The organism is Eikenella glucosivorans (genome assembly GCF_016025525.2).
Taxonomy (GTDB): domain Bacteria; phylum Pseudomonadota; class Gammaproteobacteria; order Burkholderiales; family Neisseriaceae; genus Eikenella; species Eikenella glucosivorans.
This window is the reverse complement of record NZ_JACSGR010000002.1, coordinates 74,253-99,353: the sequence shown is the minus strand read 5'-3', so window position 1 is coordinate 99,353 and position 25,101 is coordinate 74,253. Positions and strand designations below refer to the sequence as shown.

General features: G+C 57.5%; 27 protein-coding genes. 8 read left to right on the top strand and 19 right to left on the bottom strand.

Annotation, left to right across the window (positions count from 1 at the left end):
• Positions 1–67 precede the first annotated feature (67 nt).
• From H9Q10_RS02455 to H9Q10_RS02445, 3 genes are all read left to right on the top strand, one after another.
• Positions 68–544, top strand: a complete 477-nt coding sequence (locus H9Q10_RS02455) for an LPS-assembly lipoprotein LptE (RefSeq protein ID WP_197902461.1) — start codon at positions 68–70, stop codon at positions 542–544.
• A complete protein-coding gene (gene holA / locus H9Q10_RS02450) occupies positions 544–1,551 on the top strand; it encodes a DNA polymerase III subunit delta (RefSeq protein WP_197902460.1) in 1,008 nt (335 codons plus the stop codon). The genes H9Q10_RS02455 and holA overlap by 1 nt, the downstream gene beginning before the upstream one ends.
• A gap of 141 nt (positions 1,552–1,692) precedes the next feature.
• Positions 1,693–2,142 (top strand): hypothetical protein, encoded by a 450-nt coding sequence (locus H9Q10_RS02445; protein ID WP_197902459.1) that lies wholly within the window; start codon positions 1,693–1,695, stop codon positions 2,140–2,142.
• A gap of 64 nt (positions 2,143–2,206) precedes the next feature.
• On the opposite strand, the gene H9Q10_RS02440 is transcribed toward H9Q10_RS02445, so the two are convergent.
• The 5 genes from H9Q10_RS02440 to H9Q10_RS02420 form a co-directional block, all read right to left on the bottom strand.
• On the bottom strand, positions 2,207–2,401 hold the full coding sequence (locus tag H9Q10_RS02440) for a DUF1737 domain-containing protein (protein ID WP_197902458.1): 195 nt from the start codon (positions 2,399–2,401) through the stop codon (positions 2,207–2,209).
• A 111-nt stretch (positions 2,402–2,512) separates the two neighbouring features.
• Positions 2,513–3,007, bottom strand: a complete 495-nt coding sequence (locus H9Q10_RS02435; RefSeq protein ID WP_197902457.1) for a hypothetical protein — start codon at positions 3,005–3,007, stop codon at positions 2,513–2,515.
• A 31-nt stretch (positions 3,008–3,038) separates the two neighbouring features.
• Complete coding sequence (locus H9Q10_RS02430) at positions 3,039–3,647, bottom strand: BON domain-containing protein (RefSeq protein WP_197902456.1); 609 nt, start codon at positions 3,645–3,647, stop codon at positions 3,039–3,041.
• 36 nt (positions 3,648–3,683) lie between these two features.
• Positions 3,684–4,292, bottom strand: coding sequence for a phosphoheptose isomerase (locus H9Q10_RS02425; protein WP_197902455.1), 609 nt, complete (start codon positions 4,290–4,292; stop codon positions 3,684–3,686).
• Positions 4,293–4,588: 296 nt separating this feature from the next.
• The gene (locus tag H9Q10_RS02420) at positions 4,589–4,936 is read right to left on the bottom strand and encodes a YraN family protein (protein WP_197902454.1); all 348 of its coding nucleotides are present in this window, start codon (positions 4,934–4,936) and stop codon (positions 4,589–4,591) included.
• Between the two features lie 58 nt (positions 4,937–4,994).
• On the opposite strand from H9Q10_RS02420, the gene rsmI reads away from it, so the two are divergent.
• Positions 4,995–5,873, top strand: a complete 879-nt coding sequence (rsmI, locus tag H9Q10_RS02415) for a 16S rRNA (cytidine(1402)-2'-O)-methyltransferase (RefSeq protein WP_197902453.1) — start codon at positions 4,995–4,997, stop codon at positions 5,871–5,873.
• Positions 5,874–6,088: 215 nt separating this feature from the next.
• Here the strand turns inward: rsmI and H9Q10_RS02410 are convergent, their stop codons facing one another.
• The 6 genes from H9Q10_RS02410 to gshB all read right to left on the bottom strand — a co-directional run bounded on the left by H9Q10_RS02410 (position 6,089) and on the right by gshB (position 9,925).
• On the bottom strand, positions 6,089–6,370 hold the full coding sequence (locus H9Q10_RS02410; RefSeq protein WP_197902452.1) for a DUF7710 domain-containing protein: 282 nt from the start codon (positions 6,368–6,370) through the stop codon (positions 6,089–6,091).
• Positions 6,367–6,792: a hypothetical protein gene (locus tag H9Q10_RS02405; protein WP_197902451.1), complete on the bottom strand. Its 426-nt coding sequence runs from the start codon at positions 6,790–6,792 to the stop codon at positions 6,367–6,369. The genes H9Q10_RS02410 and H9Q10_RS02405 overlap by 4 nt, the downstream gene beginning before the upstream one ends.
• A gap of 194 nt (positions 6,793–6,986) precedes the next feature.
• Positions 6,987–7,430, bottom strand: a complete 444-nt coding sequence (locus H9Q10_RS02400; RefSeq protein ID WP_197902450.1) for a hypothetical protein — start codon at positions 7,428–7,430, stop codon at positions 6,987–6,989.
• Between the two features lie 340 nt (positions 7,431–7,770).
• On the bottom strand, positions 7,771–8,238 hold the full coding sequence (locus H9Q10_RS02395; RefSeq protein WP_197902449.1) for a copper chaperone PCu(A)C: 468 nt from the start codon (positions 8,236–8,238) through the stop codon (positions 7,771–7,773).
• A gap of 23 nt (positions 8,239–8,261) precedes the next feature.
• Positions 8,262–8,624, bottom strand: coding sequence for a diacylglycerol kinase (locus tag H9Q10_RS02390; RefSeq protein ID WP_197902448.1), 363 nt, complete (start codon positions 8,622–8,624; stop codon positions 8,262–8,264).
• A 347-nt stretch (positions 8,625–8,971) separates the two neighbouring features.
• The gene (gshB, locus tag H9Q10_RS02385) at positions 8,972–9,925 is read right to left on the bottom strand and encodes a glutathione synthase (RefSeq protein ID WP_197902447.1); all 954 of its coding nucleotides are present in this window, start codon (positions 9,923–9,925) and stop codon (positions 8,972–8,974) included.
• Between the two features lie 181 nt (positions 9,926–10,106).
• On the opposite strand from gshB, the gene folE2 reads away from it, so the two are divergent.
• Complete coding sequence (gene folE2, locus H9Q10_RS02380; RefSeq protein ID WP_197902446.1) at positions 10,107–10,889, top strand: GTP cyclohydrolase FolE2; 783 nt, start codon at positions 10,107–10,109, stop codon at positions 10,887–10,889.
• A gap of 98 nt (positions 10,890–10,987) precedes the next feature.
• Here the strand turns inward: folE2 and H9Q10_RS02375 are convergent, their stop codons facing one another.
• The 8 genes from H9Q10_RS02375 to acpS all read right to left on the bottom strand — a co-directional run bounded on the left by H9Q10_RS02375 (position 10,988) and on the right by acpS (position 20,690).
• Positions 10,988–14,152: a type I restriction endonuclease subunit R gene (locus H9Q10_RS02375; RefSeq protein WP_197902445.1), complete on the bottom strand. Its 3,165-nt coding sequence runs from the start codon at positions 14,150–14,152 to the stop codon at positions 10,988–10,990.
• Positions 14,153–14,204: 52 nt separating this feature from the next.
• Entirely contained in the window at positions 14,205–15,518 is a 1,314-nt protein-coding gene (locus H9Q10_RS02370) for a restriction endonuclease subunit S (protein ID WP_197902444.1), read from the bottom strand.
• Complete coding sequence (locus tag H9Q10_RS02365) at positions 15,511–17,169, bottom strand: class I SAM-dependent DNA methyltransferase (RefSeq protein ID WP_238480118.1); 1,659 nt, start codon at positions 17,167–17,169, stop codon at positions 15,511–15,513. The genes H9Q10_RS02370 and H9Q10_RS02365 overlap by 8 nt, the downstream gene beginning before the upstream one ends.
• Before the next feature lie 211 nt (positions 17,170–17,380).
• A complete protein-coding gene (hpnC, locus tag H9Q10_RS02360) occupies positions 17,381–18,196 on the bottom strand; it encodes a squalene synthase HpnC (protein WP_197902443.1) in 816 nt (271 codons plus the stop codon).
• 58 nt (positions 18,197–18,254) lie between these two features.
• A complete protein-coding gene (locus H9Q10_RS02355) occupies positions 18,255–18,401 on the bottom strand; it encodes a hypothetical protein (RefSeq protein ID WP_197902442.1) in 147 nt (48 codons plus the stop codon).
• Between the two features lie 42 nt (positions 18,402–18,443).
• Positions 18,444–18,647, bottom strand: a complete 204-nt coding sequence (locus H9Q10_RS02350) for a hypothetical protein (RefSeq protein ID WP_197902441.1) — start codon at positions 18,645–18,647, stop codon at positions 18,444–18,446.
• 188 nt (positions 18,648–18,835) lie between these two features.
• Entirely contained in the window at positions 18,836–20,182 is a 1,347-nt protein-coding gene (locus H9Q10_RS02345) for an aldehyde dehydrogenase family protein (protein WP_197902440.1), read from the bottom strand.
• A 127-nt stretch (positions 20,183–20,309) separates the two neighbouring features.
• Positions 20,310–20,690: a holo-ACP synthase gene (gene acpS, locus H9Q10_RS02340; RefSeq protein ID WP_197902732.1), complete on the bottom strand. Its 381-nt coding sequence runs from the start codon at positions 20,688–20,690 to the stop codon at positions 20,310–20,312.
• Positions 20,691–20,892: 202 nt separating this feature from the next.
• On the opposite strand from acpS, the gene H9Q10_RS02335 reads away from it, so the two are divergent.
• From H9Q10_RS02335 to H9Q10_RS02325, 3 genes are all read left to right on the top strand, one after another.
• Positions 20,893–21,666, top strand: coding sequence for a BUD32 family EKC/KEOPS complex subunit (locus H9Q10_RS02335; protein ID WP_197902439.1), 774 nt, complete (start codon positions 20,893–20,895; stop codon positions 21,664–21,666).
• Positions 21,667–21,907: 241 nt separating this feature from the next.
• The gene (locus H9Q10_RS02330; RefSeq protein WP_197902438.1) at positions 21,908–23,035 is read left to right on the top strand and encodes a phospholipase A; all 1,128 of its coding nucleotides are present in this window, start codon (positions 21,908–21,910) and stop codon (positions 23,033–23,035) included.
• Between the two features lie 667 nt (positions 23,036–23,702).
• Positions 23,703–24,956, top strand: coding sequence for a M48 family metallopeptidase (locus H9Q10_RS02325; RefSeq protein ID WP_197902437.1), 1,254 nt, complete (start codon positions 23,703–23,705; stop codon positions 24,954–24,956).
• Positions 24,957–25,101 lie beyond the last annotated feature (145 nt).

The window sequence follows — 25,101 nt, the reverse complement described above, 5'->3', positions numbered from 1 at the left end:
CCCCCAGCCACAATCCGCTAGAATACGCCCCAGCCTGCGGCACCCGCCGCCCAAGCAAGGAACCCCCATGAAAAAATACCTGATGCTGCCCCTCGTGCTGCTGCTCGCCGCCTGCGGCTTCCGCCTGGCCGGCACCGACCCCGCACTCAACCCGCCGCTGCCCTACTCAACCTGGTCGGTGCAGGGCAACGAACTGCAGCAGGCCATCGAAACCGAGCTGCTGCGCCGCGATGCCAAAATCGACAACGCCTTTGCCCAAGCCGGCCTCAGGGTAACCGGCATCCAAGCCAACAAAGACATCCAAACCCTCAACCTCTCCGGCACGGTCAGCGAATACCGCCTCGAGCTCAAAGTGTCCGCCCAGGCCTGGCACGGCGAAAAAGCCCTCGGCGCGCCGATCAACGTGACCGTGTACCGCACGCTCGACTACAGCGACAGCGAAATCCTCGGTAAGCAAGAAGAAGAAGCCCAGCTCTGGGCAGAAATGCGCGCCGATGCCGCCCGCCAGCTCGTGCGTCGTTTAGGCTACCTGAAAGCCGAATAATGGCCGCCCTCAGCACCGAGCGCCTGCTGCAACAGCTAGAATCCCCGCTGCAAGCCCTGTATGTGCTACACGGCGAAGAAGACCTCCTGCGCATCGAAGCGCTGGATGCCCTGCGCGCCGCCGCCAAAGCCCAAGGCTACCTGAACCGCGAAGTGCACACTGCCGACACCGGCTTCGACTGGCAAGAGCTGCTCGTCTCCGCCAACAGCATCGGCCTGTTTGCCGAACTCAAACTGCTCGAAATCCACATCCCAAACGGCAAGCCCGGCAAAGCCGGCGGCGATGCACTGGAGCAACTCGCCGCCAACCTGCCGCCCGACACCGTCACCATCGTGCTGCTGCCCAAGCTGGAGCGTGCCCAAACCCAAGCCAAATGGTTTGCCGCCCTCAGCCGCAGCGGCGTGGTGGCCGAAGCCAAAGCGGTAGACAGCCAGGCCCTGCCCGGCTGGATACGCGGCCGCCTCGCACAACACGGCTTGTCTATCGGCCAGGAAGCGCTGGCACTGTTTGCCGAGCGCGTGGAAGGCAACCTGTTGGCTGCCAAGCAGGAAATCGACAAGCTCGCCCTGCTCTACCCCGCCGGCCACGAATTGGACATTGCCGAAACCGAAGCAGCCGTGGCCGACGTGGCGCGCTTCGACGTGTTCCAGCTTGCCGCCGCCTGGATGACCGGCGACGCCGCCCGCGTGGTGCGCCTGCTCGAAGGCCTCGAAGCCGAAGGCGAAGAGCCGGTGATGCTGCTGTGGATGCTGGCCGACGACATCCGTACCCTCATCCGCCTCACCGCCGCGCTCAAGCAGGGGCAAACCGTGGCGCAGGTGCGCAACAGCCTGCGTCTGTGGGGCAGCAAACAGCAGCTCGCGCCAGTTGCCGTGCGCCGCCTCGCCACGTCGCGCCTCTTGGCCGCCCTGCAAGAATGTGCCCGCATCGACCGCATCATCAAAGGTGCGGAAACGGGCGCGGCCTGGCCGGCCATCCGGCAGCTGCTGGTGAGCCTGGCCACCTAGGGCGGGCCACACAAAATGATGCAAGCGTTTGACTATGTTGAAACTTGCGCTTTCAGGTAGCCTGCTTTGCAAGCTGGAGGCTACCTGAAAAACCATCCGTCCCCTTCAATCATCGTTTTTCAATCAACCCAAGGAGAAAGCATGTCCCCCAAAGCCAAAAAAATCCTCATCGGCGCCGCCATCGCCATTGCCTTCTTGGGCTGGCGCGGCTACGCAGCCACCAAATCGCTTGCCCTGCAAGACTTCGTGAAAAACTACAACATCTTCATCAACAACGAAAACCGCTTCGTCTCCCACCTCAACGAACGCGATGATTTCGGCGCCGTGCCCGAAGCCGTTATGATGCCCGTGCGCCACACCGCCGGCTTCATGGCCACCTCCGACAGCGGCTGCCAACGCATCCCCGATGCAGCCCTGGCCGCCGAATGCAGCAGCGCCTTCTCCGACTACCACAGCATCCTGCAAGAAGTAGAAAAACAAGGGCTGGACGAATCGCGGCTGAAACAAGTAATCGAGCGCGGCGAACGCACCCACCGCATCATCAACCAAGTGGCGGCCAAATTCCCCAACCAAGTGGAAGTGCAAAACTAAACACGTCCATAAGGAAACAGGCTACCTGAAAATTTTCAGGTAGCCTGTTTGCCCATTCGCGCCATCAATACTCGCTTAACGGTTTAGCCGGGTCGTAATGTTCCACTTCCTTCACAATCGCCTGCCCCACGCGCACGCCGTTGTCGGTGTGCGTCATGGTTGGGCCGCCGTGCAGCTCCCAGCCCTGCTGCAGGGCTTCGGTGACGCGGCGGCAGAACACGGAATCGTCCGGGCCGGTGAGCATACGGTACACTTTCATCGCTATCTCCTTCGCTTTCTCAATTCGTGATAACACCATGCCGGCGTTATCCATTCAAACAAAACAGGCTACCTGAAAACAGCAACGCATTTTTCAGGTAGCCCTTACGGATTAAAACAGGCTGTCCACCGGATTGCCACCGCCATCGCCCGCAGGCTGGCGCGGCACCGGCTGCGGCGCCGGTTTCACCGGCACTTCGATCGGGCGGATTTCGGTTTCCGGTTGCGGTGCCACCGGCTGAATCGGCACTTCCTCCACCACCGCCGGCGCAGAAGCCGCCGCCGCACGGCGCGGTGCGGCCGGTCTTTCATTGACTGGCGGTGCGGAAGCTTGCGATGCCGCACTCATATCGGCAGCGGGCGGCAAGCTGTAAGTTTGGCCGGCTGCGGCCGAAGCGCCGTTGGGCTGCCAGATTTCCACACCCTGCGGCGCGGAAGCATCGTTAGCAACCGCGCGGCCGCCGTCCGGTCGGCTCAGCATCAGCCAAGCCATCGCCACCAGCACCAGCACCACGATGAACGCCACGGCAAACGAAACCATCACCACGCGGCTAAACACACTGCGCGGCGGTTTTTTGGAAGAAGGGGGCATTTCTTTGCCGGACATGGGTTTTCCTTATGATTCAAAAATAAGAGGGTTAGCGCGCATTGCTGGGCACGAAGGTTTCATACAGCGTCACCACCTGCCGCACGCCGGCGGTGGTGCTCACGGTTTCGCTCACGCGCGCCTGCTCTTCCGGCGTGAGGATGCCCATCACATAAGTGATGCCGTTGTAGGTTACCACTTTCACGTGGTTGGCCGACACGCCCTTGGTGCCGATCAGCGTGGTACGCACTTTGGACGTGATCCACGAATCGTTGCTCACGTCGCCGAAGCCGCGCTCGCCGGCGGCTACCTGAATATGGTTGTAAATCTTCTCGGCATTGGGCTGTGAACGCGCCACGCGCTCCGCAAATTCCTTATCCGCTTCGCTGGCCACCAAGCCCATCAGCAGGATCTGGCGGTTGAAGCTCACCACGGACAATTTCGGCTCGAAATTCGGCGTAGTGTTGCTGTTGCGCAGGTGGGTGAGCGCCGTGTTTTGGATGCGCACTTCCATCACTTGGTCGTCGGCTTGCGCGCCGGTGCTGCGGCGGTCGGTGGCCGACATCACGCCGAGCGCGCCGGCGCCGGCCACAGCGGCAAAACAGCCGGAGAGCGAGAGCGGCAGCAGGCACAACAGCAGGAGGCGGAAACTTTTCTTCATGGTTTGTCCTTTCGGCGGGAATAGTGATGGAAACGCTTATTCTTCAAACAGGGCGGTGTCGATAAACAGGGCGGTGTCGATGTGGTCGCACAGGGCGTGAATCAGCAGGATGTGGATTTCCTGAATGCGCGCGGTGCGGCGCTGCGGCACGTTGAGCAGCACGTCGCCTTCGGCCAGTACGCCGGCGATTTTGCCGCCGTCGCGCCCGGTGAGCGCCACCACGTGCATACCCTGCTCGCGGGCGGCTTCGATGGCGGCCAGCACGTTGCCGGAATTGCCGGAAGTGGAAATCGCCACCAGCACGTCGCCCGGGCGGCCGAGCGCGGACACCTGGCGGGCAAAAATTTGCTCGAAGGCGTAGTCGTTACCGATGGCGGTGAGCGCGGAAGTGTCGGTGGTGAGCGCGATGGCGGCCAGCGGCATGCGTTCTTTTTCGAAGCGGCCGGTGAGCTCGGCGGCGAAGTGCTGCGCATCGGCGGCGGAACCGCCGTTGCCGCAGATCAAGATTTTTCCGTCGGCGGTGAGCGAGTGCATCAGCAGCTCGGCGGCGCGGGCGGTGGGCTCGGCCAGCAATTCGGCACACTGCTGCTTGGCGGCAATGCTTTCTTGGAAATGTTGCAATACGCGTTCTGCGGCGGAGTTCATCCGAGGCTACCTGAAAATGATGAAATGAAAACGCCGGCTATTGTAGCGGCATACGGCGGTTTGAACAATTGCCGGCACGGGCTGGCGGAGGTAAAGGTGCAAACAAAAGGCTACCTGAAAGCGCAGCTTCAACGCAGTTAAAACGATGTCTTGCGAAGCAAGGCTGAGTTTCTGCGAAGCTAAAGCGCAGCTTCAACGCAGTTAAAACGAAGCTTCCACAGAAAGCAAGGTTTCTGCAAAGCTAAAACGCCGCTTTATTTTTCAGGTAGCCTTCCCGTTCCGCCCGACCTGCCGCTTCAATACCCGCCGATATTCTGCACCCACTGCGGTGGGGCATCGCCTTCAAGCAGCACGGCATCGAGGCGGCAGGGGCGGTTGGGGGCGTTTTGCTGAAGCCAGGCTTCGGCGCTGCGACTGAGTTTGGCCAGCTTGGCGGGAGTGATGCTGGCCGCCGCGCCGCCGAAGGTTTGGCTGCGCCGCTGCCGCACTTCCACAAACAAATACACCCCGCCCTGCTCGGCAATGATGTCGATTTCTCCGTAGCGGCAGTGCCAGTTGCGCGCGAGGATGCGGCAGCCTTGGTTTTTCAGGTAGCCGGCGGCGGTGTCTTCGGCGGCTTGGCCGGCGGCGTGGTTCAGGCGCATGGGTTTCCTTTCGTGGTATAGTTTGCGGCGTTTCAAACGCAATGATACCCGAAGACAAATGTGGCAAAAAATATTGGATAAGGCGGCAGGCCAAGTCGAGCCGCACACGCTGTATGTGGTGGCAACCCCCATCGGCAACCTGGCCGACATCACACTGCGCGCGCTGGCGGTGTTGCAGCGGGCGGATTTGGTGTGCGCGGAAGACACGCGCGTGAGCCAGCAGCTGCTTTCGGCCTACGGCATCCGCGCGCGGCTCGTGAGCGTGCGCGAACACAACGAGCGGCAGATGGTGGGCACGGTTTGCGCCGCGCTCGCTGCCGGGCAGGTGGTGGCGCAGGTGTCCGATGCGGGCACGCCGGCTGTGTGCGACCCGGGCGCTCGGCTGGTTTCGGGCGTGCGCGCGGCGGGCTTCAGAGTGGTGCCGGTGGCGGGGGCGAGCGCGGTGATGGCGGCCTTGAGCGTGGCCGGGGTCACGCAGCCGGACTTTTATTTTGCCGGCTTCCTGCCGCCCAAGGCGCTCGAGCGTGCGCAGTGGTTTGAACGCTGGAAAAACGTGCCCTACGCCGTGGCAGCCTTTGAAACGCCGCACCGCATCGAGGCGGCGCTCGCGCAGATGGCGGAGCTCTTGCCCGGGCGGCATCTGCTGCTGGCGCGCGAAATCAGCAAAACGTTTGAAACCTTCATCAGCGGCAGCGTGGCCGAGGTGCTGGCCGCCGTGCGCGCCGATGCCAACCAAACGCGCGGCGAGATGGCCTTGGTGCTGCACCCGGCCGAGGTGGTGGAAAGCGCCGGATTGAGCGAACAGGCACAACACATCATGGCGCTGCTGGCCACCGAGCTGCCGCCGAAAAAAGCCGCCGCGCTGGCTGCGGAAATCAGCGGGGCAAATAAGAAGGCGCTGTATGAATGGGCGGTGGCGCAAAAGCGGGAGGAATAGGGGCTAGGCCTTTAAATAGCTGAAGGCTACCTGAAAATGGTTTTTCAGGTAGCCTTTTATACAGCCGTATCAATGCTAGATCGTGCGTGAATGCCCGCCTAGTGCTAAGGCAAAATTTCGATTTTGGCCTGCGGTTTGACGTGGGAGTAGCGTTCGCCGAGGGCGATGGGTAGGTTTTCAGCGGCAGGAAGGAATGGCCACGCGTTGCGCGGGATTCAAGCTTCTTGGCCGTTTTCGTAGTGGTGGTGTTCCAAATGGGCGCTGCTGAAGTTTTGAATGAATTTGGCGGTTTTTTGGTAGTCTTTGCTGGGCGTGATGATTTGGTTTTGCACTGCCCACTCATACGCGGGATTGTCAATCGGATAGGCGGTGAGCAGGCCGCTGAGGGCGTGCTGAGCAATCCAGCGCTCTGCCTTTTCTTTGCAAGAAAAGCAGGCGGACACATTTTGGCTGCCGCTGCCTTGAAACACCCAAACCCGATTATCCTCCCGGCTCATGCCGCAATCCCTTGATTGAGCCGCTCGCGCAATTTACCGTTTTCGCCGAATTCGGCCAGCGTGCCGCCGAGGTCGAACCAGACTTGCTGGCTCGGCTCCCCGCCTTTGCCGTCGAGGTGCCAGGCGGCCCAGCTGTACACGCCGGAAAGCTCGTGGGTGCGGCCGCCGGAAGAAACGTGCAGGCGGAATTCGAAGGCGACGGCAGTGCGGCTCACGGCCACGATGCCGGGTTCGCCGGCGGAGCGGGCGGCGGCGGTGAGCCAATCGGGCGGGGAGGTAACGGCGAAATCGAGCAGACGGCTGTCGGCGGCCTGATCGCGCAGGATGCTTTCGATGCTGGCGCGGATTTCGGCGTAGGGTTCGGCGGCGAGCCATTGCAGCATGTGGCGGGTGTCGTCGAGGAGTTGGAAGTTGTCTGGCATTGGGTTGGGAATCCTGTGGCTGATGTTTCAGGTAGCCTTTGTTTGGCGGATAAGGCTACCTGAAAACGATGTTTCCGAAGGAAGCTGAGTTTCTGCGAAGCTAAAGCGTGAGCTTCAACGAAGTGGACCGATGTTTGGGCGCAGCCCAAGTTGAGTTTTTGCGAAGCTAAAAAAGCAGGAAAGCTGGGAAACGCTTAACTCATCGCGTTCAGGCGTTCGGCCAAGCGGCTGCCGCCGAAGTTGGCCAGCGTGCCGCGCAGGTCGAGCCAGGTTTGCTGGCGCTGTTCGGCGGGAGGGCGGTTCAGGCGGCGGCCTGCCCAGGTGTACACGCCGCGCAGTTCGTGGGTTTTGCCCCGGCCGGACACGTGCAGCACAAATTCAAACGCTAGGCCGGTGCGGCGGACGGCGACGGTTTGCCCGTTTTCTTCTTCCTGTGCGGTAACGGTTTGCCATTGCGGCATGGAGGTGGCGGCGATGCTGAGCAGGCGGCTGTCGGAAACTTGTTGGCGCAGCAGGTGTTCGATGTTTTGGCAGATGCGTTGGTAGGGGGCGTCGGCCAGCCATTGCAGCATGTGGTAGGAAGCGTGCAGCGTTTGGAAATCGTAGAGGTCGGTGGCGGGCGGCTCGGGCGGGGGCATATTGGCTCGGCATTGCGGGGATGCAGCCGTTTCTTGTTGCTGTATAGGTGATGCCACTCCACTCTTGTTAAACAGGCTAACAGATACAACATACACTACAGCAATTATGAAAATAATCAGTAGCAAAATACCAACCCAACCAAGCATAAGAAACGGTAACAATATGAACATGCCCAGAATGGGACTGAAAACATAAATCGCTACAATCACTACACCCACAACCATAAGGGCTTTCAAAAAATCATTCATCATCTCTCTCCAATCATCTTTTACACCAAACTATCCTTTCTATTTTTCAGGTAGCCTCCACCCCGCCAAGAGGCTACCTGAAAACCTCCCGCTAATGCGCGTGATGATGGTGGCGATGCTGCATTCCGCCCGCTTCCTCCGCCGGGCTTTTCACTTCCACCTGCACGGTTTGCGCCGGAGCGTGGCGGAATTTCAGCGTGAGCGGGAAGCGGCTGCCGGCGGCGAGCGGCTGTTTGAGGCCGATGAGCATGATATGGCGGCTGCCGGGCTTGAGCTCGGTGCGCGAACGCTCGGGCAGCGGCAGGCCGTGCGGCATGGCCTGCATGCGCATTTGCCCGCCCTGCATGATGTGCTCGTGGATTTCCACGCGCTCGGCCACGGGCGTGCTGCCGCCGATGAGCGCGTCGGCGGGACGGCCGTTTTCCAGCCGCACAAACACGCCGCCGGACTGCATGCCGGGCACGGTGAAGCGCGCCCAGGCTTGGCTGGCCCGCACTTCGGCCTGCGCGGCGGCGGCAAGGCACAGCAGGCCGGCTGCGAGGAGGGTTAGCTTATTCATGGCATTCCTTTCCAATCAGCTGCTTACAGCGTGTTCAACGCCATCAGCCAAAACACGGCCAACAACAACAGCGCCACCATTTGCGCCGCCGAGCCAACATCTTTGGCGATTTTAGAGAGCGGGTGCAGCTCTTCGGAAATCCTGTCCACCACGGCTTCGATGCCGGTGTTGAACAGCTCCACAATCAGCGAGAGCAGCGAGGCGCCCACCAGCAGCATGCGCACGGGGGTGTCGAAATCGAGGCAGCAGGCTAAGGGCAGCAGCACGGCGTGCAGCCACACCAGCTGGCGGAAGGCGGCTTCGTTGCGGTAGGCGGCGGCGAGGCCGTCGCGGGAATACTGTGCGGCGGCGATGATGCGCGCGAGGCCGCGTTTGCCGGGTTTCATGTGTCGGGTTCCTTTTATGGTTGCGTTGTTGGGAGGATGGATTTTCAGCAAAAGGCTACCTGAAAATATCTGGCGCGGCGTTAAGGCAAACCTGCACTTTGCCCGCCTTCTCCTGCGGGAGAGGGGTTGGGTTGCGGGCGGATGATCATTTTCAGCCAGCCTTCAACCGTGCTTATTCAATAAAGTGGCAACTGCTTTCCTGTTCGTGGTTTGTTGTTTTTCAGGTAGCCTCCGTTTGGCCGATCAGGCTACCTGAAAGCGCAGCTTCAACGAAGTTAAAACGATGTCTTGGCGCGCCAAGGCTGAGTTTCTGCGAGGCTAAAGCGTGGGCTTCCATGCAGTGCAAACTAGCCTGCATTCCGCTCCACCGCGTCGATAAACTTAGCCGCCACATCAAAGCCTTTCTGCTTCATGATTTCTTGGAAGCCGGTGGGGCTGGTTACGTTCACTTCGGTGAGGTTTTCGCCGATCACGTCGAGGCCGGCCAGCAGGATGCCGCGCCGCTTCAGCTCGGGTGCGAGGGTTTCGGCGATTTCGCGGTCGCGCTCGGACAATTCCTGCGCCACGCCGCGCCCGCCGGCGGCCAAATTGCCGCGTGTTTCGCCCTGCTGCGGGATACGCGCCAGCGCAAAGGGCACGACTTCGCCGTCAATCACCAGAATGCGCTTGTCGCCATGCACGATGTCGGGGAGGTAGCGCTGCGCCATGATGGTGCGCGTGTCGAGCTGCATCAGGGTTTCGAGGATGCTGCCGATGTTGGGGTCGCGCGCGGTGAGGCGGAAGATGCCCATGCCGCCCATGCCGTCGAGCGGTTTGACGATGATGTCGCCGTGTGCGGCCAGAAAGGCGCGCACGTCGGCGGCGCGGGTGGAAACGAGGGTGGGGGCAACAAACTGGGGGAAGTTGAGGATGGCGAGTTTTTCGTTGAAGTCGCGCATGGCCTGCCCGCTGTTGAACACTTTGGCGCCCTGTGCGGCGGCGAGGGTGAGCAGCTGGGTGCTGTAGAGATACTGCATGTCGAAGGGCGGGTCGGTGCGCATGATCACGGCGTCGAAATCGGCAAGCGTGCGCTGCCCGGCGGATGCTGCCTGAAACCAAGCGTGATCATCATCCCCTTTTGCGCCGATAAATTGGAAGGGCGCGGCTTGGGCAAACACTTGGCCGTCTTGTACGGAAAGTTCGCCCGCCAGCGCGTGGTGCAGCCTATGCCCGCGTTTGGCGGCTTCGCGCATCATGGCGTAGGTGGTGTCTTTATAGGTTTTGAAGGTAGAAAGCGGGTCGGCGATAAAGAGGAGGTTCATGGCGGTCCTTAATATGGATAATGGCGCAATGATAAACCAAAACCCAAATCCGTACCCGCCCGTGAAAAATCGCCGCCATAAACCCGCGCTATAAGGGCAAGCCGCCATTTGCCCCCAAGCCACGGCGGGGCTATACTTCGCACCCTATTTCCCATCACACGCACCCAAAAGGATAATACGGATGAATGCCATTGCCGACGTGCAAAGCAGCCCCGACCAACGCAATATGCCCATCAACCAGGTGGGCATCAAAGACCTGCATTTCCCGCTGCAAATCCAAAGCGCGGAAGGCGTGCAGCACACCATCGCCCGCATCGGCATGACCGTGGCCCTTCCCGCCTCGCAAAAAGGCACGCATATGTCGCGCTTCGTGGCACTGATGGAAGAGCGGCAGCACCTCGTGCTCGACTTTGCCAGCCTGCACCAGCTCACGCTCGATATGCTCGAGCGGCTCGACGCTCAAGCCGGCCGCATCCACATCAGTTTCCCCTTCTTCCGCAAAAAAGCCGCCCCCGTGAGCGGCATCACCTCCTTCCTCGACTATGCCGTCAGCTGGCAGGGCGAAGTGCATGCTAGCGGAGAATACAGCCACCAAATCAAAGTATTGGCACCGGTAACCAGCCTCTGCCCCTGTTCCAAGGAAATCTCGCAATACGGCGCGCACAACCAACGCTCGCACGTTACCGTTACCCTCACCTGCCACAAACAGGAAGTTTCCATCGAAGAAATCATCGATTTGGTGGAAAGCAAGGCCTCCTGCCAGCTCTACGGCCTGCTCAAGCGCCCCGACGAGAAATACGTCACCGAACACGCCTACGAAAACCCCAAATTTGTGGAAGACATGGTGCGCGACATCGCCGTGGCGCTGAAAAGCGACCCGCGCATCGACTGCTTCGCCGTGGAAAGCGAAAACTTTGAAAGCATCCACAACCACTCGGCCTATGCGCTGATTGAGTATCCTTAAAGCAGGCCTCCGCGGTACAACTAAGGCTACCTGAAAAATATTTCAGGTAGCCTTAGTTGTGGGAAATCGCCGCACTGCTCCCTTCTCTACAGTTTCATTCAACTAGTTAACTCATCCGCAATCTCCTCCGCCTGTTTCAGCACAAATTCCACCGCGCCTTCTGCCTGATCGGGCGGATATTTGTATTTCTGCAAGGCGCGGCGAACCAGCAACCGGATTCTTGCCCGCACGGCTTCCTTATGCTGCCAATCGATACTCACCGATTTGCGCAAAATATCGGTAATTTCTTTTGCCAATTTGGAAAGCACTTCATCATTCATCAATTCCCTTGCGCTGTCATTTTGGGCGAGCGCATCGTAAAACGCCAATTCTGCGGTGTTTAAACCCAATTTTTCGCCACGCGATAAGCGTTCGGAAAAATCCCGCCCCATTTGCACGAGGGCATCGAGAATTTCCACCACGCTCAAATTATGATTGTGATATTGCGTGAGTGCCTCTTGCAAACGCTGCTCGAAATCTTTTTGCGCGGCGAGGTTGCGGCTGGCTTTGGCTTTGATTTCCTGCTTCAAATAGCGTTCCATCGCCAGCACCCACAGGCTTTTGGTCTCGCTGTTTTTGATTGCCTGCAAAAATTCATCGGAAAACAGATTTATCTGCGTTTGTTCCTTGCCGAGCAGGTCAAACAGATCAATCGTGCCTTCAGAAACAATGCTTTGGTTAATCAATGCCTTGAGCTGAATCAAGCGTTCGTTTTTGCCTTTACCATTTTGCGAACGTTTGGCAAGCACAGCGCGCACGGCATCGTAAAAAGCGATTTCTTGCTGATACGGCTCGGCTTCAGGTAACGCGCCGCATAAGGCGTAACCTTTTTTCAAACTGCCGACCGCTTTTAGAAAGGCTTTTTTGCGCGGTTCAGGGTCGTCTGCATGGTGCCAATGCTGCTCATGGGCTTTCCCTTCGTTGGGTAGTTGATCAAGCGTGGCAATATGGTTCGCCGCCTGTGCGATGGCTTTCAGCAATACGGCGGGGTCGGTTTCTTGAATTGCCGCCTGAACATTAAACGCTTTGCCCTCAATTTTCGTCTCAAACAACGTGCGGACAAATTCCAGCTGTTCTTTCATTTTGCAGAACACGCTTTGCACATCTTCTGCCAATTGCCCTTTACCGGTGGAATTGGTGTATTGCAAGGTGGCGTCGCGCAGCTCTTCCGCCAGGCCGACATAATCCACAATCAGCCCGCCGTTTTCGCGGCTTTTGTTGGCGAACACACGGTTCACGCGCGCAATCGCCTGCATCAGGTTATGCCCCTTCATCGGCTTGTCGAGATACATCGTATTGCAGCAGGGCGCGTCAAACCCTGTGAGCCACATATCGCGCACAATCACCACTTTCAGCGGATCGTTCGGGTCTTTAAAACGGCGTTCCAGCGTCTGTTTTTCGGGCTTGCTGTAAACGTGTTTCTGCATTTCGGGCGCGTCGGTTGCCGAGCCCGTCATCACAATTTTTATCGCGCCTTCATTGACGTTATCGGAATGCCATTCAGGGCGCAGGGCGATAATCTGGTTATACAAATCCACGCAGATCTGACGGCTGGACACCACAATCATCGCCTTGCCGTCTTGCTGCTGATTGCGTTTGGCAAAATGCTCGACAAAATCGACCGCTAAATCATGCAATCGTGCCTGTGAACCGAGCAATTTTTCCCGCAGGCGCAATTTCGGGTTGTCTTCGCCTTCCAACAGCTCGTCAATTTCCGCAAACAGTTCTTCGTGGTTGGCTTTTTCGGCGAGTTTAATTTGGCGCGCTTCATAAACAATCGGCACGGTTGCGCCGTCCTCCACCGCGTCTTGCAAGTCATAAATGGACACATACTGCCCAAACACATCTTGCGTATCGCGATCTTCCAAACTAATCGGCGTGCCGGTGAAGCCAATAAAAGAAGCATTTGGCAGCGCATCGCGCAAATGGCGGGCGTAGCCTGCTTGGAATTTGCCGTTGTGCAATTTTTTCGTGAAGCCATATTGCGAGCGGTGCGCTTCATCGCTGATGACAATAATGTTGGAACGCTGGTTCAACACCGGGAATTGGCTTTCTTCTTCGTCCAGGCCGAATTTTTGAATGGTGGTGAAGAACACGCCGCCCGATTCGCGCTCGCTCAACAGTTGGCGCAGCGCATCACTATCTTCCACCTGTTGCGGCGTTTGCTTGATTAAATCCTTGCCGCTGCTGAAGGTTTGAAACAATTGCCCGTCTAAATCGTTGCGGTCGGTAACAAGCAAAATCGTCGGGTTTTTCAATTCAGGCTGGGAAAGCAGTTTGCCTGCGTAAAACAACATGGAAATGGATTTGCCCGAACCTTGCGTGTGCCACATCACGCCGATGCGTTTGTCGCCTTTTTCCGATGTGGCAAAAATGGTCGATTCCACCGCTTCATTTACGCCGTAGTATTGATGATAAGCGGCGATTTTCTTGATTAACGCACCATTTGAACCGCGCTCAAACAGCACAAAATAGCGGATATAATCCAGCAGTTTTTGCGGCATCATCAAACCATTGAGCAGATTTTGCAATTCATCGCCAAAATCCAGCCGCTTGCTGTCCGCTTTTTCGTCCACCACTTTCCACGGCGTGAAGCGTTGAAAATCCGCCGACAGCGAACCGAGCCGCGCATTCAGCCCATCGCTAATCACCAGCGTTTGGTTATAGACGAACAAATCGGCGATTTCGTCTTTATACGTCTGCAACTGATTAAACGCCTGCAACAAATCCGCCGATTCACGCAGCGGATTTTTCAGCTCAAACACCACCAGCGGCAAACCATTCACAAAGCCGATAATATCGGGAATCCGCTTGCCGCCTTTACGACTGCGGATTTCCAACTGGTTCACCATCACAAAGCGATTGTTTTCTACGTTCTCAAAATCCACCAAACGCGCCACATCAAACTTCTGCTCGCCGTTTTGCCGGTATTCCACCTTCACGCCATCGCGTAGCAATTTATAAAATGCCTGATTGCGCCCCACCAGCTCGCCAATTTCGCTTTTGGTCGCCAAAGCCACCACCGAATCCACCGCATTTTCAGGTAGCCTCGGGTTGAGCTGGCGCACCGCTTGGCGAAGCTGTTCTACAAACACCACCCCGCCCAAATCCCCACGCGCAAAGTCGCCTTCGGAAACAGGGAGGTCTTTGCCGTAGAAGTGTTGCCAGCCGAGTTTTTCCAAACGTTCTAGCGTTAATTGTTCTATTGTGTTTTCGTTAATCATGGATATTCCTGTTAAATCTTTGGCTTGTTGCACACGCCCTGTTAAATACGTTCTATAAATCGCCACTCAACAATCTAGGCAACAACAAATCTCTTGTCTTCTCAAGATTTTTATTTTCTTCAATATGAAGATTAATCTTCTCAAAAATAGGTGATGTTTGTTTGCAAAATGCTTTTAATAATTTGCCGTTTGGATTTACAAACTCAAAACTTGGTACTGCATCTTTCCCGAGATGTAAAACGGTTGTACCTGTACAAAATGATTTTGTATGAGCTTGGAATGAATCAGTCATTGCAAGACAATATAAAAAATACTTGTACACATCATCAAATGGTCGTACAACGCCAACATCAAGAGAAATAATCAAATGCTCGTAGCGAGAATCTGACATTACCATTGCTGGTTTACCAATCACGTCTGCCGCTTGTGTCACATCGGTATAAGCAATAATCAATTCCCCAGAAAAAACTTCTTGTTCTGATTTATATTTACCAGTGTATTCTTTTAAGCCATCTAGTCGATAACCACCACCGCGATTAAATGATTTTAGAGTGACCAGTGCAGTTGTCGATTCTTCAAGTTCGCTACTTTTGTAGGATTTACCTTTGATGATATTTGCGACTCCATCAATCCGCTTAACCTCCCACCCCTTCGGCACTTCCACTCCATCAACTTCCCCCATCTCATTCGGAAACGCTGCCGCAATTTCTGCCAATTCTGCATAGCGTTCCGGTTCAAGTACGGTGAGTTCTTCCGCTGTTTTCCCGCTGATGACCGACATTGCGGCAAGTTCGGCTTCGGCTTGGGTTTTGCCGTCTGAAAGGGCTGCAACTTTTGAGCGTACAGGGTCAAAATCCACAAACCAGCTTTTGAAAATCGCTTGGGCGATGTGTTCTAGGGTTTGGTTGATTTGGGTGTTGAGTTGGATTTTTTCGTCAAAAATAGAAAGTCTTTTCCCAATTTCACGTCTATGAAATTTATCTTTTGGAATTTTAATTCTTAATGAATGTGCATTTTCTCTATTTAAACCGGGAACAGCAGAATCAGAATTCATTTCTGATAATCCTAAAGTTTTTAGTAAATAATAAATGAATTTCAATTCTTCGATATTATCATTGACTACATAAAAAGCTGTATCAATAACCCAAAATGGCTTTTCAGATAAATGAACAGCTCCAACACTGCCTTTTCTTCCTATAATAATTCCAGCACTATCAACGCAACTTGAATTGTGAAAATCTACAATTCCATTTGAACCATAAACAGGAATATCTACCGAAATACGTTTTGACTGTGGTAGTGCTTTACCATAAATAAATGGGCAGTATTCTCCAACGGTAGTTTCAATCCATTCGATTTTACTCATACCCCAATCCCCCTAAATTCTTCTTAATCTCCGCTTCCAACTCCGCACTTTTCGCAAACTGTTCTTTTAAAAGAGCGGTCAGATTTTGCATTTTTTCTGCAAAGGGTACGCCGTCGTCTTCTTGTTCTGCCGTGCCGACGTAGCGGCCGGGCGTGAGGACGAAATCATTGCCTGCAATCTCTGCCAAGCTGGCGGATTTGCAAAAGGCTGGCGTGTCTTGGTAGCCGTCGGATTTTTGCCAGGCGTGGAAGGTGTCAGCGATTTTAGCGATGTCGTCCGCCGTGAAATCACGCAAGACGCGGTCTTTCATGTAGCCGATTTGGCGTGCGTCGATAAACAACACTTCACCTTTGCGTGCTTTGTTGCGGTTTAAGAACCAGATGCAGGCGGGGATTTGGGTGTTGGTGAAAAGTTGCCCCGGCAATGCCACCATGGCTTCTACAAGGTCGGCTTGCACAATGGCTTTGCGGATTTCGCCTTCGTTGTTGGTTTGGCTGCTCATGGAGCCGTTGGCGAGCAATAACGCCATTTTGCCCTTGGGCGAGAGGTGGTAAATCATGTGTTGCAGCCACGCGAAGTTGGCGTTGCCTTTCGGCGGGGTGCCGTATGCCCAGCGCGGGTCGTCGGCGAGGGATTCGCTCCACCAGTCGCTGCTGTTGAACGGCGGGTTCGCCATGATGAAGTCCATCTTTTTATCGATATGCTGTGGCTGGGCGAAGCTGTCGGCGTTGTGTTTGCCGAAGTCGTAATCAATGCCGCGAATCGCCATATTCATGGCGGCGAGTTTCCACGTGGTCGGATTGAATTCTTGCCCGTAGATGGAAACCTGGTTGATGTTGCCTTGATGGGCGGTGATAAAGCGTTCGGTTTGCACGAAGAATCCGCCGCTGCCCATGGCCGGGTCGTACACGCGCCCTGAGTAGGGTTCGAGCATTTCGACGATGAGGGAAACGATAGATTTTGGCGTGAAATACTGCCCGCCGCGCTTGCCTTCCGCTTGGGCGAATCTGCCGAGGAAGTATTCGTAAACGTGCCCGAGTATGTCTTTCGCGCCTAAATGCACGGGTTCGCCGTTGTAGGTGGGCGCGGTGAAGTTGGTGTCGGAGAAGAGGAGAATCAGCCCGCGCAGGGTGTTTTCTTCCACCGAGTAGCCGCTGATGCGTTGCAGTACGCCTTTGAGTTTTTCGTTGTCTTTTTCGATGGTGTCAAAGGCATCGTCAATCAAGCGCGCCACGCCCGCGAATTTGCCGCCCCAGGGCAGTTCTGCGCCTGTGTTTAAAATGGAGACTTCTTGCAAGGATTTCCAGCGCGCTTGTTCTGGCACCCAGAATACATTGTCGGCAGTGTAATAGTCGCGGTTTTCAAGCTCGAAATTTAAGGCTTCTTGATATTCAGCATCCGAATCGTAAAAAGTGCGGTCAAGATAAAGCGGGTTTTCAGGGGAGGACAAGTCAGCTAAGATTTTTTCTTGCTGGGCGGTGAAGCTGTCGGAGATGTATTTTAAGAAGATTAAACCGAGAACGATGTGTTTGTAGTTCGCGGCATCGAGCTGCTGACGGAGTTTGTCGGCGGAAGACCAAAGTTTTTCATCCAGGTCGTTGAGGAAGGCTTGTTGGATAGATACAATTTGCTTGTCTGATGCCTGCATCATATTAAAATCCTTAATAAATTTTATAAACCGATAGACTATGCTTTTGTAAAATTTTGTTATGCTGGGCGAATTATAGCTGTGCCTGATTGGGCTGTCATTTTTCTATTCCTAGAAAAAGGCTACCTGAAAACTCTTAGCTTTGCAGAAACTCATCCTTGCTTCGCAATACTTTATTTTCAGGTAGCCTTTCTAATCGCGCTTTGCCTAAATACTAACGCTTCAGCCAGGCCCGTTTCAGCATCAGCCACCAATCTTTCGCGCCGAGCACGGGGCGGCGGGTGAACACGTCGTAGCGGTTGGTTTCGAGCTTTTGCAGGATGGTTTGCCCGCCGAGGATGATCAGGCGCAGTTCGAAGCCGATGCGGCCGGGCAGGGTTTTGCCCAGCGGGGAGCCGGCTTTGAGTATTTTGTGGGCGCGTTCGCATTGGTGCGCCATCAGGCGTTGGAAGGCGGCGTCGGCCTGTCCGGCGGCGATTTGCGCTTCGCTCACGCGGAATTTTTGCAGGTCGTCTTGCGGCAGATACACCCGGCCTTTCTGCCAATCCACGGCCACATCCTGCCAGAAGTTGATGAGCTGCAGGGCGGTGCAGATGCCGTCGCTTTGGGCGAGGCTGAGCGGGTCGGTGCGGCCGTAGAGGTGCAGCAGCAGGCGGCCGACGGGGTTGGCGCTGCGGCGGGCGTAGTCCACCAGCTCGCCGAAGTGCTGATAGCGGGTTTTCACCACGTCTTGGCTGAAGGCAGAGAGCAAGTCGTAGAAAGGCTCGAGCGGGAGGCCGAAAGGCCGCACGGCTTCGCGCTGGAGCCGCTGCATGAGCGCGGTGTGCGGGCTTTGGCCGGCGCCGATGCGGGCAAGCTCGGCGCGCAGGTCATCGAGCCGGCGCAGGCGTTCTTCGTTGGGCAAATCGCCTTCGTCAGCCAAGTCGTCGGCGGTACGGGCGAAGGCGTAGATGGCGTGCACGGGGCGGCGCAGGCGGCGCGGCAACACCAGCGAGCCGACGGGGAAGTTTTCGTAGTGTCCGACTGACATGGGTGTGTCCTGTGTGTGTCCAATGATTTTCAGGTAGCCTGAAGCGGTGCTCCGGCGCTTATTTTTCAATCAGGAATAGGCCGTTAAATGTTTTCTGCGCGAAGAGCTCGGGCAAATCGGCCAGCGGGATGGCGGCGGGTTGGTGTTTATCAGGGTTTAAATCGGCGCGGTTGTCGTTGATGAAGATAAACAGCACGGGCTGCACGCAGGGGTGGCGCAGGCGCCCGGCGATAAATTGCGATAGCTGCTACGGCAATTCGGAATCGGGCCGATAGATGGCCGATGCCGCGCCCCAGCCGAATTCCCAAGCCGCAATGCTTTTCCCTTTGCGCCGCAGCGTGATGGGCGAGGCTTCAAACGCTTCGGGAAGGTGGAAGCGGTTTACTTCACCGTATCCGGCATAGTCGGCTGAAGGGCGGTTTTCTTCAAAATACAGAATGCTCACGCTCATGGTGGATTGAATATGTTTTCCAGCAGGGGAAGAGCAAGAGGCTACCTGAAAATTTTTGCTTCACAGAAACTCAGCTTGGGCTGCGCCCAAACATCAGTCCACTGCGTTGAAGCTGCGCTTTAGCTTCGCAGAAACTCAGCTTGGGCTGTGCCCAAACATCGTTTTCAGGTAGCCTTTTCCCCGCCGCGCTATTTCTGCCAATAAGCCTTCACGTTCACAAATTCATACAAGCCGAATTCGGAAAGCTCGCGCCCGAAGCCGGAATCTTTCACGCCGCCGAAGGGCAGGCGCAGGTCGCTGCTGGTGTGGCGGTTGATGAACACGCTGCCGGCTTCGATTTGCTGACCAAGCTCCCAGGCTTTGTCGAGGTTGGCGGAATAGATGCTGGCGCCCAGGCCGAAGGGGTTGTCGTTGGCCAGGCGCACGGCATCGGCGGCATCGCGGGCGTGGAAAATGCCCACGGCGGGGCCGAACACTTCTTCGCGGTACATGCGGCAGGCGGGGGTGATGTTATCCAGCACGGTGGCGGGGTAAAAGGTGGTGTCGGCTTCGTTGGGCAGCTCGCCGCCGAGCAGGAGCTTGGCGCCGTGTTCGAGCGCGTCTTGCACTTGTTCGTGCACTTGCAGCTGGAGGTCTTTGCGGTGCAGCGGGGCGAGGGTGGTATCCGGATCGAGCGGATTACCGCGGGTGAGGCGGCGGCAGTGATCGAGGAAGAGGCGGGTGAATTCTTCGGCGATGCCGGGGGTGAGGATGATGCGTTTGCCGGCGTTGCAGGATTGGCCGGCGTCGCGGAAGCGGGCGTAGCAGGCGTCGGCGGCGGCTTGGGCGATGTCGGCGTCGTCGAGCACAATGAAGGCGTTGCTGCCGCCGAGCTCCATCACGGATTTTTTCAGGTAGCCGCCGGCATAGGCGGCAAGGCGGCGGCCAACATCGGCGGAGCCGGTGAAGGCGAGCGCGTTGGTTTGCGCGATGGCGTGCTCCACGTCTTCGTGGGCGAGCCAGGCGGCGCGCCAGGGCAGCTCGCTGCCCACGGTGTCGAACAGGGCGGCGGTGACGCGGGCCACGCTGGGCGCGGGTTTCACCAAACAGGCGTTGCCGGAGCACAGGGCGGGCACGGCGAAGCGGATAATCTGCCACACGGGGTAGTTCCACGGCATCACGGCGAGCACCACGCCCAAGGGCTCGAAACGCACTTGGCTGAGGCTGGCCTGGGTAGCGATGGTTTGGTGCTGCAAAAGCTGGGGAGCGAGTTTCACATAATAGCGGATGAGGGAAACGGACTTTTCCATCTCGGCTTCGCACTCGCGCAGGCAGCGGCCGACTTCTTGGCAAATCATGCGGGCGAGACGGGGCTTTTCGGCTTCGAGGCGGTCGGCGAAGGCGGCGAGCATGGCCACGCGCGCCTGCACGCCGGCGGCGGCAAAGCGGCGCTGGGCGGTGCGCATTTCGGCCAGAGATTGGCCGAAGGCGTCCATACTGTCGGCGGGGCGCTCGTATAGCAGGGTGTTGCTCACGACGTCGCGGCTGTAAAACATGGCGGGTTCCTTTCTCTATTTGCTTTGGATTAACCGGTTTGGCAGCCCTGCATGCTGCGCAGAAGGCTACCTGAAAATGGATGTGCTGGTTTTTATTGTTTTGATGATTGTTCTGCCCGGCAGCGGGCTAGGCTTTCTCGGCCACGGCAAAGGCCACCACCGTGCCGTTGTCGTCGCTCAGGCTCAGATGCACGCGTGCGATGCCTTGCGCTTCCAGCCATTCCTGCAAGGGCGGCTCGGCCACAAATTCGGGGCGGCCGAGCTTGTCGTGGGCGATGGAGATGTGGTGCAGCGTAACCGGCGCGCGCAGGCCGGTGTGCACGGCTTTGGCAAAGGCTTCTTTGGCGGCGAAACGCTTGGCCAAAAAGTTGGTTTTGTTGCCGGCGGTGCGCCATTCCAAGAGCTCGATGCGGCTGAGCAGGCGCTCGGCCAGCGCGTGACCGTATTTTTCGTATAGTTTCTCGATGCGGCCGATGGCGAGGATGTCGGTGCCGATGCCGTAGATCATGTGCGCTCCCGTGCGGGTGAGTGTGATGATGAGTAGGCGCATTGTAGCGCATTTTCGTGCCGCCCTTAATCGGGGGAGTAAGGGTGTTGGCGCCAGGTCAAAACAGGCTACTTGAAATTTTCAGGTAGCCTCCTTTCCGCTCTGCGCACGATAAAACAGCCATATCCGCTATAATGCTGCTTTCCCAGCTTATCTGCCCGCTATGGACTACGCCGCCCAACTGGCCGCCCTCGCCGCTGCCCAAACCGCCACCATCGCCCGCCACACGCTCGGCAACGGCGAAACCGTGTGGCTGCGCAAAGCCGCCCCGCGCCAAGCCGCCTGGCGCTACAGCCTGCTCAACGGCCTAGGTAAAGTGCTCCGCCTGGGCGTGCTCACCCCCGTGCCCAACCCCGGCGGCAACGCCGGCATCGCCATCGAAGCCGGCCGCCTGCGCGAGCTGGCCGCAGCCGGCATTACCGCGCCCAAGCTTCTCGCCGTGCAGGGAAACGCCCTTTTGATGAGCAACGCGGGCGAGCAAACCCTGCTCATCGCCATCGAAAAACAAACCGAAGCCGGCAGCCTCGAAGGCTGGCTGCAAGGCCTGCACGCCATCGAAGCCGTACACCGCAAAGGGCAATACCTCAGCCAAGCCTTTGCCCGCAACATGGTGCTCACCGCCGAGGGCAGCATCGGCTTCATCGACTTCGAAGACAACCCCGCCCTCGTGCTCAGCCTCCCGCTCTGCCAAAGCCGAGACTGGCTGTGCTACCTGCAATCCACCGCCGACATCCTGCTGCGCCAAGGCCTGCTCGACCAAGCCGCCGGCTTGTGCAAAACCTGCCTGCAACGGCAAGACCCCGCTATCATCCGCTCCCTGCAACGCAGCGTACGCCCCATCTTATGGATGCGCCGCCTGAAATCCGAACGCTGGGGCTGCGACACCCTGCGCCTGGCCGCCCTGGCCGATTTGTTTTACCGCATGGGCAACATCTAAAAATACGTTCAGGCAGCCTACCCACCCCAAAGGCTACCTGAAAACGATGTTTGGGCGCAGCCCAAGCTGAGTTTCTGCGAAGCTAAAGCGCAGCTTCAACGCAGTTAAAACGAAGCTTCCGTAAGTAAACGGAGTTTCTGCAAAGCTAAAATCAGGCAAACCGCCATACCGCAAAATGTCGTCGGGCACCTGGCCAATTTTCAGGTAGCCTTACCCCACCCACCAACGAAGTATCCGAATCATGAATACCACCCGCCTCCTCCTCTGCACCGGCGCCCTCCTCGCCGCCTCCGCCCAATCTGCCGCCCAATCTGCCGCCCAAACCGTGCCGCAAAACGCGCTGGCCTGCACCCAAATCGGCGACCCCGCCGCCCGCCTCGCCTGCTACGACCGCACCCTCGGCACCCAGCTGCCGCCCGCCCAGGCCCTGCCCGACACCGCCGAGGCCAAACCCGTCATCGACCTGGAAAAAAGCCTCGAGCAAAGCCAAGAACAGCGCAGCCCCCAAATCGTGCTCACCGCCCCACCTGCCGCCCCCACCCAGCCCGAAGCCTACACCCCCCTCAGCCTCGCCTATGATTTAGATGTCAACCACGAATCCGGCATCCTCAGCGTCCGCGCCCACCGCCCCATGTACCTCCTGCCCGGCTGGTACAACAGCTCGCCCAACCGCAACCCCTCCTCCCCCGAGCACACCTCCGCCATCAAAGAGCAGCAAAACCAAAACCACGTTGAAGCCAAGATGCAGATCTCCTTCAAAACCAAGCTGCTGCAAGACCTATTCGGCACCAACGCCGACCTCTGGTTCGGCTACACCCAAGTTTCCCACTGGCAGGTATACCAAGGCTCCATGTCCTCCCCCTTCCGCAACACCGACTACGAGCCCGAAATCTTCCTCACCCAGCCCGTGAAAGCCGCCCTACCTGGCGGCGGCAGCCTGCGCATGCTCGGCGTCGGCGCCGTGCACCAATCCAACGGCCAGAGCGACCCCATCTCCCGCTCCTGGAACCGCCTCTACGCCATGGCCGGCATGGAATGGGGCAAACTCACCGTCATCCCCCGCCTCTGGTGGCGGCTACCTGAAAAAAGCGGCAACGACGACAACTCCGACATCAACCGCTACATGGGCTACGGCGACCTCCAGCTCAACTACCGTCTCGACAACCGCCACACCGTCGGCGCCCTCGCCCGCTACAACCCCGCCAGCGGCAAAGGCGGCCTCCAGCTCGACTATACCTTCCCCATTGCCGGCCGGCTCAAAGGCTACGTGCAAGGTTTCCACGGCTACGGCGAAAGCCTGCTCGACTACAACCACAAGCACAACAGCATCGGCATCGGCGTGATGCTCAACGACTGGGACGGCCTATAAGATCCGCCCCTACCCAAATTTTCAGGTAGCCTTTCCAGCACACACAGGCTACCTGAAAAATATGGCTGTCTGAAAACCCTCCGATATTTTCAGGTAGCCTTTCCCACAAACCGCATCGCCACACCTCACTCAAACCAACTTGATTACTTAATTACCCAAACACCAGCCGAAAGCCTCCGCTCGATTTGCACGCAACCCGCCTCTTTCCCGCCCCATCAATGCGAACAATCCCATCCCTCCTCCTTCCCGAAACGCTGCTGCACCGCCTTATCGTATATTTAAATTCCACTGCCCTTTCAGGCCGCTAGCCACCTTCTTTCACACTTGCTTACAATCAAGAAAAAGCAGGTTAAATCATAGCATTAGCCTTGCCCCGCCCTCTGAGCGCCCGTATAATTCGCCCCGTTGAGTGGTTGGAAACGACTGCTTAACAAGTTTCTCCTCTATTTCTCCTTTGTAGATTTGGCACATATTTTTCATATGCGCCGCTTTTTTTCGCCTAAAATCAGCCAAACCTTGGCATTTTCAGCCACTCCGCCACCAAATCCGGCATCCCGCTCTTCCGACAGCGGTTTTGAGCAGCACGAATTAAATCGGCAACAACACAGGCGGCAGGCCACAGATTGGCTTATACTGCCGCCGTTTTTATTTGAAACCGATTCAGCCCATGTCTGCCGCCGTGTTCTCCATTTTCCTGGCCTTTACCGCCCTCTCCACCCTGCTGCAGCTGTATTTGTCGCTGCGCCAGAGCCGCGCCGTACTGCTGCACCGCGACCGCGTGCCGCGCGACTTCAAAACCGTGATCACGCTAGAAGAACACCAGAAAGCCGCCGATTATGCGCTGGCCAAACAGCGGCTCTCGCGCTGGCATATCCTGTACGATACCTTGCTCCTGCTGCTATTCACACTCGGTGGCGGCCTGAACCTGCTCGCAGAAGCCGCCGCCCGCCTCAGCACTGCGCCGCTCACCCAAGGTGTGTTGCTGATGGTGCTGTTTTCGCTGGCCAGCAGCCTGCTGTCGCTGCCCTTCGCGCTCTACCGCAGTTTCCGCCTAGAAGCCGCGTTCGGCTTCAACAACATGACCTTAGCTACCTTCTTTGCCGACCAAATCAAAGGCCTGCTGCTGGGCGCGCTTATCGGCATCCCGCTGCTGTATGCCGTGATTTATCTGATGGGTGCGGCCGGCGCGCTGTGGTGGCTGTGGGTGTGGCTGCTGTGGCTGGGTTTTTCCCTGCTGATGCTGTGGGCGTTTCCCAAGTGGATCGCCCCGCTGTTCAACCGCTTCGAGCCGCTGGCCGACGAAGCGCTGCAACAGCGCATCACCAACCTGCTCGCGCGCACCGGCTTTGCCAGCAAGGGCATTTTCGTGATGGACGGCAGCAAACGCAGCGGGCATGCCAACGCCTATTTCACCGGTCTGGGCCAAAACAAGCGCATCGTCTTCTTCGACACCCTGCTGCAAGGCATGCAGCCGCAGGAAGTGGAAGCCGTGCTGGCGCACGAGCTCGGCCATTTCAAACACCGCCACATCGTGAAGCAGATCGCCGTGCGCTTCCTGCTCGCGCTCTTGGTGCTGTTCGCCCTCGGGCAGATTATCCACTTCGCCGCCGTGTATCACGGGCTGGGCGTGGCCTACCCCAGCCACGCCATGGCGCTGCTGCTGATGATGCTGGTACTGCCCGTGTTCGCCTTCCCGTTCACACCCTTGGGCAGCTTCTCCTCGCGCCGCAACGAATTCGAAGCCGACCGTTTCGCCGCCGCACACACCGATGCCGAAGACCTCGTTTCCGCCCTCATCAAGCTCTACCGCAGCAACGCCGCCAGCCTGGTGAACGACCGCTGGTATGCCCGTTGGTACGACAGCCACCCCAACGCCCGCGAACGCATCGCAGCCCTGCGCCAAACCAAGGAGGCTACCTGAAATTGCCAGCTTTGCAGAAACTCCGCTACACTGCGTTTTCACTTCGTTGAAGCTTTACTTTTATTCAGGCAGCCTGCCAAGCAGCTAGGGCAACCGTTTGCCATCAAGCGATAAATTGAAAGAGGCTACCTGAAAACCAGATCGT